This is a genomic window from Acinetobacter sp. MB5, assembly GCF_003261585.1.
In the GTDB taxonomy this organism is placed as follows: domain Bacteria; phylum Pseudomonadota; class Gammaproteobacteria; order Pseudomonadales; family Moraxellaceae; genus Acinetobacter.
The window spans coordinates 23,355-36,476 of sequence record NZ_POVU01000022.1; the positions used below are offsets into that span (position 1 = coordinate 23,355).

Genomic DNA, 13,122 nt, shown 5'->3' on the forward strand with positions numbered 1-13,122 from the left:
CGACATATAGCAGTGGCAAATTAAGCGTCGAGAAAGCAGACGGTCCAGAGTTTCTTTGGGCCGTTTTTGTTAAAAAAAGATTTATATTTTCTACCTGATTTAGGAGATTCACATGACTGCAATTACTGCAAGCATGGTTAAAGAATTACGTGACCGTACTGGTCTTGCAATGATGGAATGTAAAAAAGCTTTGACAGAAGCGGATGGTGATATCGAATTAGCGATTGATAACCTTCGTAAATCTGGTCAAGCAAAAGCAGCTAAAAAAGCTGGTAACATTGCTGCTGACGGTGCAATCACAATCGCTCAAGAAGGCAACAAAGCGATTCTTCTAGAAGTAAACTGTCAAACTGACTTCGTTGCTAAAGACGAAAACTTTGCTGGCTTCTCTGCTAAAGTTGCTGCTGCTGCTCTTGCTGCTGGCGAAACTGATGCTGCTAAAATTGCTGAACTTAAACTTGAAGATGGTGCAACTGTTGAAGAAGCACGTATCGCTCTTGTTCAAAAAATCGGTGAAAACATCCAAGTTCGTCGTGCGAAAATTGTTGAAGGTGAAAACCTTGCAGTTTACAAACACGGTTTAAAAATTGGTGTTGTAGTTGCTTATGCTGGTCAAGCTGAAACTGGTAAAGGTGTTGCAATGCATGTTGCTGCATTTAACCCAGTTGCTGTAACTGCTGAAGATGTACCTGCTGAACTTGTTGCTAAAGAGAAAGAAATTGCTGAAGCTAAAGCAATTGAATCTGGCAAACCAGCAAACATCGTTGAGAAAATGGTTTCTGGTTCAGTCGAAAAATACTTGAACGAAGTTGTTCTTGAGCGTCAACAGTATGTAATTGACAATGACAAGAAAGTTGCTGAAGTATTGAAAGCAACTGCAACGACTATTGCTCAATTCGTTCGTTTCGAAGTGGGTGAAGGTATTGAGAAAAAAGCAGAACTTAGCTTTGCTGAAGAAGTTGCTGCTGCTCAAGCTGCTGCGAAATAATTGAAAAATTATTTCGAATAAAAAAAGCCCCAAGCGGGGCTTTTTTTATTTTAGGTTGAAAATCCAAAATCCAAAATCCAAAATCCAAAATCCAAAATCCAAAATCCAAAATCCAAAATCCAAAATCCAAAATCCAAAATCCAACTGTTGCTAAGAGAATTCAATCTCTTAAATTGAGGAAAAACCAATGAATAAAAAGCAATTAAAAGGCTTAAAAAATGGATGCTATTTATTTGCGCTTAGAATCGCATATTTCGATCATTTGAAAAATTAGGCTAGGGTAATAGGTAAAATCAGTTTTTGCCTGAAAAAATCGCAAAAGAATACGAAATAAGCGATATCTGATGGAGGGATTGGACGAAAACTGTATTTTTAGCTGAAAAATGTCAAAATTTAAAAATAAAAAAGCCACATGAAAAGTGGCTTTTTTATGTCAAAACAATTGAGGAGATATTTTAAGAATTTGGCCCGTCTACACGCTCAATGCTTACTCGTGCTGTACCTGAATTGACAACACCAATTTGTTTTGCGGCTGCATAAGATAAATCAAGTACACGGTTACCATGGAATGGGCCACGGTCATTTACTTTTACAACAACGCTACGGCCATTATCTTTGTTTGTTACGCGGATATAACAGTTAAGTGGTAAGCTGCGGTGAGCGGCTGTAAGTGCATTCATATCGAATGTATCGCCATTTGCTGTTTTACGGCCATGGAACTGGCGACCATACCATGATGCGATGCCTGTTTGTGTAAATTTACGAACAGTATTTGAAGCTACGCTGTTTAAGCGATCGATGACAGATGGTTCATCTTGTGGTACTTCAATTTTTGCAGCTAATGTTTGGCGGCGAATTTTGTCACCTGAACTTTCAGTAATTGAAAGGCTGTTTAAATTTGGGCGATAAATTGTTTTTGTAGAATCTTTGTTGATTACGCGAGCAGCAAGGTTGGAACTATCGTTATCACTGCTTAGTGATGATGATTGAACCATATCGGCTTGTGTTTGCGTCAGGGAAACGCAAAATGTAATTGCTAGCAGTGATTTCACTGGAAAGCGCATGAATATAATCTCCTTAAGGCATTTTATGTTCGAGTAATCACTTGAAAGTGGTTACAACATGCCTAAAACTTGATGTGTTCAACTGTATTTGACGCTAGGGATAATATTCATGACGCTAGTGAGGTGTCTAGTCTTGGATGGCAAAAAATTACAAAAAGTGCGAAAAACAGAGATTCACTGGCTAATAAATAACCAAATTTGTAACAAATGATGAAACATAGCCACTTTTTTAATATTTTTCATGAAAAAAACTTGACTATTTCATTTAGTGTTAATTTTAGGGCTATCTGTTTGTGATTTCTGTACCCAATTGCCATACTGCTGTTGCATACATTCGGCTCTTATTGTAGGTCGTGATTACCTGAAAATTAGGGCAAGTAATATAGTAAATTGCACCATTGTAATCTTGCAGTTGAATGACATTTACAAGAGTTAAATCATCAATTTTGACAAGTGGATTTAGGGGCGTAATGCCTTGTTGCTTTAATACACCATAAGGAACAGGTTGATTTAAATCTTTAGAAATAATGCTTTCTGGAGTATTGCCTGTATAGCGAGCCTGAAAGCCAATGGGTTGATCACGTTGCCAACCCTGTTGTGCCAAATAGTTCGCAATAGAACCAATTGCATCAGCAGGTGAATTGCGTAGGTCGATATGACCATTGGCGTCATAATCAACACCATATTTTCCAATATTACTTGGCATAAATTGCGGGTAACCAATTGCACCAGCATATGAACCAGTAATACTTGTAATCGGATAACCTTCTTTATAAGTCCAAGCAATCAGAGAGCCGAGTTCATTAGCAAAGTAATCTGCGCGGCGAGGGTAGCCAAAAGCGAGCGTTGCTAAAGCATCACGGGTGATGATTGAGCCTTTATTGTTCCCGAAACCAGTTTCAACACCTAAAATGCCTAAAATGATCGCTTGAGGCACACCAAATTGTTGTTCTGCCCGATTGAGTACATCTGAGTACTGATCTCGAAAACGAATACCACGTTGGATGGTCGCTTCGGTCATGAACATCTCGCGATAAGCGTACCAAGGTTTACTTTCCCCAGGACGATCCATGATTTTTAAAATATTAGGGCGGTTCTGTGCTCCTAGCATTGCCAGATCAATCTGTTCGGCACTTAAGCCATACTGTTGCATGGTTTTAAGTTTGAAATTTTCGTAATTGGGGTTATTAATAAAATCATTTGCCTGACAAAAAGAAGTAGAAAATACTGCTGTAGTTGCAAGAGTAAGAAGTTGACAAGTTTTATATATTTTTTTTTGCCACATGGTTTAAATCCAAATTAGCGATGTGTGTGAATTGACATGACAATGCCGAAAGCGGTCATTAAAGTAATGATTGCTGTACCACCATAGCTCATAAATGGCAAAGGCACGCCGACCACTGGTAAAATACCACTGACCATGCCCGCATTTACAAAGACGTATATAAAAAACGACATTCCGTATGCACCAGCTAACAAGCGACCATAATTATGGAAGCATTGCATGCTGATTTGGAAAGTTCGGCAAATAATTGCAAAGTAAAGCAAAATAAGAATGGTTACACCGATTAAACCAAATTCTTCAGAATATGCAGCAATGATAAAGTCAGTGTGACCTTCAGGTAAAAAGTGCAAATGCGATTGTGTGCCCTGTAGAAATCCTTTTCCTGAAAAACCGCCAGATCCAATTGCTGTTTTGGACTGAATAATGTTCCAGCCAGTTCCCAATGCATCAACTTCTGGATTTAATAATGTGATAACTCGCTGACGCTGATAATCATGCATTAAAAATTCCCAGGCAATTGGAATGAAAACACCTGCACCAGCCAGTGCTGCTGCAATGATTTTCCAAGATAAACCACTGAGAAACAATACAAAAACACCGCTACCAAGTACCAGTAGAGATGTACCCAAATCAGGTTGCTTAGCAATGAGCACGAATGGAATAATAATTAGTACCAAAGTCATAATGACCGTTTTTAGACTTGGTGGCAGTGCTTGCCGCGTCAGAAACCAGGCCGTCATCATGGGCATACCGAGCTTCATAAACTCACTGGGCTGTACGCTACCGATACCAGGAACATCAATCCAGCGCTGTGCTCCCATTCTGACCTCACCGAACACCTTTACAGCAACCAGACAAATCACCCCAAATAAATAAAAATAAGGCGAAAAAGACTGGAAAACTTTCGGTGGGATCTGGGCGATACTCGCCATGATCAAAAATCCTAGACCAAAACTGATGGCTTGTTTGCTGACTAAGCCTATATCTTGAGCTGAAGCACTATATAGAACAGTGAGTCCGAGTAGGGCATTCAGAACCAAAAAAGAACATAGCCAAGGGTCAATATGTAACCTTTGCCATCTTGAGGGCTGCATGGCTGTACTTATGCCATCACGCGGTGCTTGACGTAAAAATTTGTACTGAGGACTTGGTGCCATAATGGATTGAAAGCGAGTAATAAGCAGCAAGTGCGAATGCTAACATATTGGACTTTTTAGGCAATCTATTTGCACATTTAGCAATAAAAAAACCTAGCCTAAGCTAGGTTTTCGATAGTTGAAAAATCAACTTAATGAAAAAAGAGGCCGTTATGGTATTCAGCCAGTGCTTTTAGTTCGTGCTTGTTTAAATGTGGGATGATTTTATCAATCGCGATATGTACAGCTTTGATGACCGCAGCACAACCCAAGTCTGACGCTTTGCGTTTAATCATGCCCAAATCGAGGGTATGGTTAAAGTCATGCATATAATGGCGTACGGTGGCTTCTGAAAACATTTTATAGCTTTCAGCCAACGCATGCAGATTTACTTTCTCACCTGCTTGGATTTGTGCAAACTGATGTTTGAGCGTGGTTACCAAACTATCATCAAGTGACTGACCTAATCGCCATTGTCCATCTGGGTCTTTAAACATACTTTTTTCAGAGAAAGCAATCGACTGACGAACAACATCATTCGGGGCTTTACTGAGTAACTGCTTAGACAGTAAAAAATGCACACTTGATTTCACAAAATGCGCCAGTTTTTCTGTGGTTTCGCGTTTATCTGTTTCAGGAAAATGATGAATCAGATTGGTGACAATCGCATCGATAATTTCATCATTCACTTGCAAGGCTATCTCATCACGCAATGGATATAAAGGCTCTTTAGAGTCTTTTTGTGCAATTGCGGTTTGAATCTTGTTGAGTAAACTTTCAGATGGAATAAAACCGAAAAAAGCCATAGTTAAACCTCAAAATTCAAATTGATGATTATTGTCGAGCAAGACGGACAGGGGTTTCTGGTAGCCATGCTAAATTAGATACACGGCATGGGTTGATGTCTAGTCCACCACGACGAGTATAAGCTGCATAAACCATCAATTCTTCAGGTTTGAGCATTGTCCAGAGATCTGCATAGATTTGTTCAACACATTGTTCATGAAAACCATTGTGTTGACGATATGAAATAATATAAGCCAATAAACTTGCAGGACAAATCTTTTCACCACGATAGCGAATGAAAATTGTTCCCCAGTCAGGTTGTCCTGTCACAGGGCAATTGCTGCGTAACAAATTTGAATAATATTGTTCTTCAACAAGCAAACCTGATCCGACATGTTGTAACAAACTGGCATCTGGATGCTCAGATAACTGCTCTGGCGAAAACTGATCTAGGCAGCGACCTTCTGGTTGCGACACTGCTAGCTCATTTGCATCGAGTAAGCTGAGTTGAACAGTTGCTTCAGCCGCTTTAGATAAATCTTGTTCAACAGTTTGAATCAGCTCTTCAGTTGAAGCAAAGCGCATAAAGTTCAGACTATTAAAGTAGAGCTTAAGCGATTTGGATTCAATCAGATTTGGAGAAGTTGCAGGCAATCGTAAACGACCAATCGCAACTTGTGGAATTCCCTGAGCATTTAACCAAGACAGTTCAAAAACATGCCACCAGTCATAACCTTGTTGAATCCCTGCAACATCGGCATAGTTTACACGCGAAAGACCACGAGAGATTGGAAATAAAATCTCAGGTTGGTAGGTTGTTGGATAATGGGTGTCTTTACCCAATAATGATTTTTCTACGCTCATTCACGAATTCCTGAACCACGTGATAATAAATAGTAAGCAACTGCATAAAACGCCAAGCAGAATCCAGTGATTGCTGCAAGGGAAATACTGACATTGACATCGCTATGACCCAAAATGCCATAACGGAATGCATTAACCATATAAACGATTGGGTTGACCAATGAAAGTGTTTGCCAAAATGGGCTTAATGCACTAATTGCATAGAATACACCACCTAAATAAGTCAGTGGAGTTAACACAAAGGTTGGAACAATCGAAATATCATCAAATGAACGTGCATAAATCGCATTAATAAAGCCAGCAATTGAAAATAGCAGGCTGGTAACGATCACGGTATATATAGTTATAAATAAGTTATGAATATGCAGGTCGGTAAAGAACAGACTCACTAGGGTTACAATTAAACCCACCAAAACACCACGGCAGACGCCACCAATCACATAACCCCAAAGAACGAGGTATAAAGGTACAGGACTCATGATTAGTTCTTCGATGCTTTTTTGAAACTTGGCACTAAAGAAACTTGAGCAGACATTGGCATAACTGTTGGTGATTACCGCCATCATGATCAAACCTGGTACGATGAATTGCATATAGGTGAAACCACCCATTTGACCAATGCGAGATCCCACTAGATTCCCAAAAATCACAAAGTACAAACTCATGGTAATCGCAGGCGGAAGCAAAGTTTGTGGCCAGATTCGCATAAAGCGACGAATTTCTTTACGAACCAGTGTCCATAAGGCAACTTGCAATTGGGTAAAGTTCATGCCGATGCCTCCTGTAAGTTTTTTTCGACCATTTTGACAAATAGTTCCTCAAGACGATTGGCTTTGTTGCGCATACTTCTAACTTGAATCCCTAAATTTTGAAATAACTGAAAAATCTCGTTAAGATCGTGTGATTTGTCCATCGTCACTTCTAAAGTCAGGCTATCAACCAAATGAAAACGAATTCCAATAAAGTTGAGTTCAATCGGTTCAATCGGCTGCGATAAATCAAAAATAAAAGTTTCTTCATTGAGCTGACTTAAAAAGGCTTTCATGCTGGTATCTTCTTTAATCACACCGTGATCAATAATCGCGATACGACGACACAGCATTTCAGCTTCTTCTAAATAGTGTGTTGTGAGAATGATCGACGTTCCATTTTCATTCATTTCAGTGAGAAAGTCCCACATTGAACGGCGTAGTTCAATATCCACACCAGCAGTGGGTTCATCGAGAATGAGGAGTTTTGGTTCGTGCATCATGGCACGGGCAATCATTAAACGGCGTTTCATACCACCTGAAAGCATACGGGCCTGTAAGTTACGTTTTTCCCAAAGACCGAGTTTTTCCAGATAATGTTCTGCGCGCTGCTCAGCAATTTTTTTGGGAATACCGTAATAACCCGCTTGAGTCACCAAAATATCAAAGGTTTTCTCAAAATGACCAAAGTTAAATTCCTGTGGAACGACACCTAGGCACTGTTTGGCTTTAGATGCATCTGTATCTAGGTTATGTCCAAAGATTTCCACTTGTCCCGAAGTCTTACGAGTTAGCGAGCTAATAATGCTAATAGTTGTCGACTTTCCAGCACCATTTGGCCCAAGCAGTGCATAAAACTCACCTTCAGGTACGGTTAAATTGATGCCTTTGAGGGCTTGGAAGCCATTTTTATAGGTTTTCGATAACTCTTTCAGCATTAATGCATCAGTCATGAAATTCTCACGTGTTAATAGACGCATATATTGTGAGCGATCTAGTCGGATAAACCAAGTAATCTAAATGCAATTCTTCGTTGCACAGATAAAACTGTTTAAAGCTTGGTCATTAAGCCAAATGGAAAATCAATCTGTGCTTTACCTTATGAAATTTTTTGTTATGATGGGCGACTTAAAAGCGCTCATAGCTCAACTGGATAGAGTACAGGTCTCCGAAGCCTGTGGCGTGGGTTCGAGTCCCGCTGAGCGCACCAATTTTAAAAAATAAATTAATAAATATCAAATACTTATATTTATGCACAAATGTATATAAATTGAGTTTTTAGCCAAAAAATTCCCATTTCATTCCCATATTTTCATCGTTTTTGAGTGTAAATTAGTCAAAATACCCTGAAAGAGAACACCAAAAAATAAAATGGTGATAGCGATTTTTTGAGGTAATAAAGTAATATTTTTCTATTTCATCTTATAAATCAGTACAATACATGACCATTTGAAAGTAATTTTGAAGTAATATTTGAGTAATAAATTACTGTATAAAAAAGTGATATAAATATAAAACCACCATCAATAAAAACAATAACTTATAAAATATTACTTCTGTTATTACAAAAAATTACCTTTAAAAGTAATATTATTTTTTATTTATAATCAATTGTTTAATGTTGAACATTACTTTATTACTTCTAAATAAATTCTGAACCTATAAAAAGACATTTTATTGTGCTGTAAATGGTCATCAGCTTAATTTTATGGTCTTAACTAAAAAAATTTATCTAAACTGTGCTTGTGCAGTGAAATGCAGTATTTGATTTTTAAAATTTTTCTTTCTAAAGCCTAGTTTCTATAGGTTTTTGAGATTTACTTCGTAGTCATCTTGCTTGCAGTAATATTGACCCATTTAGATGAACCGCAGGCGCGCGGGTGACTGCGCGGCGCTGGGTCAGTTAGTCAGTTGAGGGATTTTGAGAGTTTTAGACAAAAAAAGCCCCATCAGGGATGAGGCGTTTTTTTAAAGTCTGCTTAATGTGTGCGTAGCAGGTTCTCTGCACCTTCTGCCAAGAATGCAGAATGAGATGCAAAACGTGGATCATGTTTCAGATGTACATCAATCATATCCCCAGAGATGCTCTTGATACTCTGCCATATATAAAATAATCAATTTCAAGTGAATACAAATGTTCTAATTGCTTTGTTGAAAATATTGATAGATTTTTATAAAATCTCGCGCCATAAGAATTCCTTATAAGAACAATTGAAAATTAATGAATCCAGCAATAACAATTGGAGATAAAACGACCCATGGAGGCGTTGTTATAGAAGCAGATCAAACCTTTTTAGTTGATGGAAAACCAGTTCATTTAGGTGGGATGAAACATTATTGTCCTCAGTGCAAATCGACTGTGTCTGCGATTGCCAGTAATCAACTGGTTGTCATCAATGGCAAGGTGATGATTGTTTCAGGAGATAAAACTTCATGTGGTGCAGTATTTTTATCGAGTCAAAATTTGGTGGTGAAAGATCAAGGCTCAGGAAGTTCATCTTTTGTATCAGAAAATAAAAGTTCTACAAATATTGTAGAGAAAAAACTTTTATTACGTGACTCGATGACGCAAGAACCGTTATCACAGGTACATTATGAGATTCATAAAGATAATCAATTAATAAAATCAGGAGTAACTGATCAACAAGGTTTCACTGAACTTATTACAGCAAATGAAAATGACAAATTAGAAATAAGATTACTATTAGACGAGGAGAGCAATCATGGGTTGTGTCGTTGTGGGAACCATTAACATATGTGCTAACGAAGATCATGAACCTGTTGATGTTGATATTAAAAGAAACCTTACAGCAGGTGAAATTGCTTTAGCTAAATTGATGTTTAAAGATGCGATTGATTATTCGAAAGTAAAAATCGTACGTGGCGGATTAAAAGGGATGCCTGATCGTACTGATAATGCAATGACGCCAAAAGGGGAAATACATTTACCAACTAAGGAATATGACACTACTAAAGATTTTTCAAAGTCCCTGCCTAGAGACAAAGTTTGGTTTATGCATGAGATGACCCATGTTTGGCAGTATCAGTTAGGCTTCGATGTAGTTACTCATGGTGCAATAGCTTTTGCAGAGGGTGGATATGTTACTCGTAAAGGTGAAGATAGACCAATTGCCTATATGATTTATTTAGAAGGGAAAGATCGAAACAAATCATTTAAAGAATTCAGCTTTGAACAGCAAGGTGATATTGTAAGTTTTTATTTTGATGCCGTTTATCTAAAAAATTCAAACATTAAACGACATTCAAAGAATATTAAGGACTTGCCATTATTTAGAGAAATTCTAAAAGATTTTCTGATAAATCCAAAGAACCAAGATTTATTACCTGTACGTAATCATTCTAATTATAAATAATGAGATATTGATATGAATAAATATATTTTTAATTTAATATTTCTTATTTTTTCTACATTTTTATTAACATCTTGTGGACATTCAAACCCATATAGCTCAGGAGAGATTAAGTTTTCGACTAAAAATAATTTACCTTGTTTATATATAGATGAAGAAGATATCCAAGGAGATTATAGTTTTTCTATTATTGAACATCAGATTCCTGAACCAATGTTTGATTATGTAAGTTCATTTAAAGAAAACTATCCAAAAAAAGATAATTGTTTAATGATTAATAATGAAAATTTTAAAGGCTTAAAAATAAAACTGAATACACCATATGATATACAAATGGAAGTAGATAAGCCTGATCAATATTCTATTTATAGAAAAAATATTTTTTGTGTTAGAAGTGAAAAAGGTAAGAAAATTATGCAAACATTTGATGGTTTTAAATGTTCAGATATACCAGCCGAAGAAACTACTAAGTAGAAATTTTCATGGATTTATCAATATGGTACATAATAAATTTAAGTGTTCGATAATATTAATCTCATTGGGTTTGATTGCTTGTAAGTATTCGAATCCATATCGGTCGGGTGAAATTAAGTTTATTACTAAAAATAATACACCTTGTTTATATATAGATGAGCAGGATTTCACGGGTGAGTATGCTGTTTCAATTGGTCAATATGAAGTTACTGAGCCAACATTTGATTATAGAAGTTCATTTAAAGAAAATTTTCCTAGAAAAGATAATTGCTTGATGATCAATAATCAAAATTTTAAGAACTTAAATCTTAAAATGAATACACCTTATGACCTGTTTTTTGAAATGGCAGCACCAGATCAAAACTCTGTTTTTAGAAAGAATATTTTTTGCATCAGAAGTGACCGAGGTAAAAAAATTATACAGAGATTTGATGGAGTTAAATGTTCAGATATACCAGTCGAGAAAACAACTAAGTAGAAATGTTCATGGATTTACCAATATGGTACATAACAAATTTAAGTGTTCGATAATATTAATTTCATTGGGTTTGATTGCTTGTAAGTACTCGAACCCATATCGGTCGGGTGAAATTAAGTTTATTACTAAAAATAATGCACTTTGTTTATATATAGATGAGCAAGATCTTACAGGTGATTATGGTATTTCTATTATGCAATACCAAACCCCTGAGCCAAGATTTGATTATATAAGTTCATTTAAAGATAATTATCCTAAAAAAGATAATTGTTTGATGATTAATAAACAAAATTTTAAGAACTTAAAACTTAAGATGAATACATCTTATGATATGCAGATGGAAATTGTGAAGCCAGATAGCTATGCAATTTATAGAAAGAAAACTTTCTGTATTAAAGAAGACCGCAATAACCTAATCTTACAAGACTCCGTAGGAGGAGAATGTCGAGATATACCAGCCGAAGAAACTACAAAGTAGAAATTGTTCTGTGGATTCATCAATTTATATGAGACTTAATAAATTTAAGTACTTGATAATATTAATTTCATTGGGTTTGATTGCTTGTAAGTATTCGAACCCATATCATTCAGGTGAAATTAAATTTATAACTAAAAATAATATGCCTTGTTTATATATAGATGAATATAATTTCATAGGTGATTACACTGTTTCCATCAGTCAGTATCAGATGCCTGAGCCAATTTTTGGTTATGCAAGCCAATTTAGAAAAAATTATCCCAAAAAAGATAATTGTTTGATTATAAACAATAAGAATTTTAATAATTTAAATCTTAAAATGAATACACCTTATGATATTCAATTTGAAATTGCACCACCAGATAAAGATTCAGTTTTTAGAACAACTATTTTTTGCATCAGAAGTGACCGAGGTAGAAGAATTATGCAGAGATTTGATGGAGTTAAATGTTCAGATATTCAGATTGAATTAGTCGATAGATAGAGTTTTTTAAATTAATTTATGTGCTTGAAATATGCTTAAAGATTTTTTAAACAATCCCAAAGATAAAAATTTACTTCCAGTTCGAGAACATTCAAAACCTTATTATAAATAATGAGATAGATATGAAATTTGAAAATTATAAAATTTTAATTTTTTTAATTCTGCCATTTTTAAGTGTTTCATGTGGGGGATCCAATCCATACATGAAAGGAGAAATTAAATTCATTTCTAAGAATAATACACCTTGTTTATATATTGATGATGATGATTTTAAAGGGCAATATCTGGTCTTAATTAATGATTATCAGAATCCTGGGTTGACTTTTTCTTATCTAAATAATTTTATAGATAGATATCCTGATCAAAAGAGTTGTGTAGTTATCAATAGTAAAAATTTTGAAGGAATATTACTTAAAAAATCTACAGTCTATAATGTGCTTATGGAAATTGAGTTATCTGATGGCTATGGATATAAACGAGGGCGTTTCTGTATTAAAGATGACAAAGGGAACGTTTTAGTACAAGAATCTATAGCAGGTAAATGTCCGAATGTTTAAAATACAAAAAATTAAAATATTGATTTTATGTGTATAAATAACTTTAGGTTTTTAATTATCTTAATTTCATTGAGTTTGATTGCTTGTAATTATTCGAATCCATATCGTTCAGGTAAAATTGAAATGATTATTAAAGATAATACTCCTTGCGCTTATCTTAATGATGATGATCAGACAGGAGATTATGTTGTTACTTTGAATAAATATGAAACTCCAGACCCAACTTTTTCATATACAAACACGTTTGAGAAGAATTATCCTAAAAAAGATAATTGTTTACTAGTAAATAATAAAATTTTTAAGAATTTTAAACTTGATATGAATACGTCATACGATATGTATTTTGAAATTACTCCGTCAAATCAGGATTCGGCCTATAGAAAAAGAACTTTCTGTATCAAACAAGAT

At 35.6% G+C, this 13,122-nt stretch carries 16 protein-coding genes and 1 tRNA gene; 10 read left to right on the forward strand and 7 right to left on the reverse strand.

The window, feature by feature from the left end; all coding sequences use genetic code 11:
• The first annotated feature begins 112 nt into the window (after nt 1-112).
• Complete coding sequence (tsf, locus tag C1A47_RS15750) at nt 113-988, forward strand: translation elongation factor Ts (protein ID WP_111895976.1); 876 nt, start codon at nt 113-115, stop codon at nt 986-988.
• A gap of 455 nt (nt 989-1,443) precedes the next feature.
• On the opposite strand, the gene C1A47_RS15755 is transcribed toward tsf, so the two are convergent.
• The 7 genes from C1A47_RS15755 to C1A47_RS15785 form a co-directional block, all read right to left on the reverse strand.
• Nucleotides 1,444-2,052: a septal ring lytic transglycosylase RlpA family protein gene (locus C1A47_RS15755; protein WP_111895977.1), complete on the reverse strand. Its 609-nt coding sequence runs from the start codon at nt 2,050-2,052 to the stop codon at nt 1,444-1,446.
• 283 nt (nt 2,053-2,335) lie between these two features.
• Nucleotides 2,336-3,337, reverse strand: coding sequence for a lytic murein transglycosylase B (gene mltB, locus C1A47_RS15760; RefSeq protein ID WP_111895978.1), 1,002 nt, complete (start codon nt 3,335-3,337; stop codon nt 2,336-2,338).
• Nucleotides 3,338-3,351: 14 nt separating this feature from the next.
• The gene (gene rodA, locus C1A47_RS15765; RefSeq protein ID WP_111895979.1) at nt 3,352-4,494 is read right to left on the reverse strand and encodes a rod shape-determining protein RodA; all 1,143 of its coding nucleotides are present in this window, start codon (nt 4,492-4,494) and stop codon (nt 3,352-3,354) included.
• Between the two features lie 131 nt (nt 4,495-4,625).
• Nucleotides 4,626-5,279, reverse strand: a complete 654-nt coding sequence (locus C1A47_RS15770) for a hypothetical protein (protein WP_111895980.1) — start codon at nt 5,277-5,279, stop codon at nt 4,626-4,628.
• A 28-nt stretch (nt 5,280-5,307) separates the two neighbouring features.
• Nucleotides 5,308-6,123, reverse strand: coding sequence for an NADPH-dependent 7-cyano-7-deazaguanine reductase QueF (gene queF, locus C1A47_RS15775; protein WP_111895981.1), 816 nt, complete (start codon nt 6,121-6,123; stop codon nt 5,308-5,310).
• Nucleotides 6,120-6,893 carry an ABC transporter permease gene (locus tag C1A47_RS15780; protein WP_111895982.1) on the reverse strand — a complete coding sequence of 258 codons (774 nt, stop codon included), beginning with the start codon at nt 6,891-6,893 and terminating at the stop codon, nt 6,120-6,122. Before C1A47_RS15780 ends, queF begins: the two co-directional genes overlap by 4 nt.
• Nucleotides 6,890-7,825: an ABC transporter ATP-binding protein gene (locus C1A47_RS15785; RefSeq protein ID WP_111895983.1), complete on the reverse strand. Its 936-nt coding sequence runs from the start codon at nt 7,823-7,825 to the stop codon at nt 6,890-6,892. Before C1A47_RS15785 ends, C1A47_RS15780 begins: the two co-directional genes overlap by 4 nt.
• Before the next feature lie 181 nt (nt 7,826-8,006).
• Here C1A47_RS15785 and C1A47_RS15790 point away from each other — a divergent pair.
• From C1A47_RS15790 to C1A47_RS15835, 9 genes are all read left to right on the forward strand, one after another.
• Nucleotides 8,007-8,082, forward strand: a tRNA-Arg gene (locus C1A47_RS15790).
• A gap of 1,011 nt (nt 8,083-9,093) precedes the next feature.
• Nucleotides 9,094-9,624, forward strand: a complete 531-nt coding sequence (locus C1A47_RS15800; RefSeq protein WP_111895984.1) for a PAAR domain-containing protein — start codon at nt 9,094-9,096, stop codon at nt 9,622-9,624.
• A complete protein-coding gene (locus C1A47_RS15805) occupies nt 9,596-10,246 on the forward strand; it encodes a zinc protease (protein WP_111895985.1) in 651 nt (216 codons plus the stop codon). Before C1A47_RS15800 ends, C1A47_RS15805 begins: the two co-directional genes overlap by 29 nt.
• 12 nt (nt 10,247-10,258) lie before the next feature.
• Nucleotides 10,259-10,717: a hypothetical protein gene (locus tag C1A47_RS15810; RefSeq protein WP_111895986.1), complete on the forward strand. Its 459-nt coding sequence runs from the start codon at nt 10,259-10,261 to the stop codon at nt 10,715-10,717.
• 22 nt (nt 10,718-10,739) lie between these two features.
• Nucleotides 10,740-11,195, forward strand: a complete 456-nt coding sequence (locus C1A47_RS15815; RefSeq protein WP_111895987.1) for a hypothetical protein — start codon at nt 10,740-10,742, stop codon at nt 11,193-11,195.
• Nucleotides 11,196-11,217: 22 nt separating this feature from the next.
• Nucleotides 11,218-11,673: a hypothetical protein gene (locus tag C1A47_RS15820; protein ID WP_111895988.1), complete on the forward strand. Its 456-nt coding sequence runs from the start codon at nt 11,218-11,220 to the stop codon at nt 11,671-11,673.
• 10 nt (nt 11,674-11,683) lie between these two features.
• Entirely contained in the window at nt 11,684-12,157 is a 474-nt protein-coding gene (locus C1A47_RS15825; protein WP_162625971.1) for a hypothetical protein, read from the forward strand.
• A gap of 122 nt (nt 12,158-12,279) precedes the next feature.
• Nucleotides 12,280-12,714: a hypothetical protein gene (locus C1A47_RS15830; RefSeq protein WP_111895990.1), complete on the forward strand. Its 435-nt coding sequence runs from the start codon at nt 12,280-12,282 to the stop codon at nt 12,712-12,714.
• Nucleotides 12,715-12,741: 27 nt separating this feature from the next.
• Nucleotides 12,742-13,122: NF045616 family extracytoplasmic (lipo)protein (locus C1A47_RS15835; protein WP_413772970.1), on the forward strand; the 381-nt coding region annotated here is incomplete at its 3' end.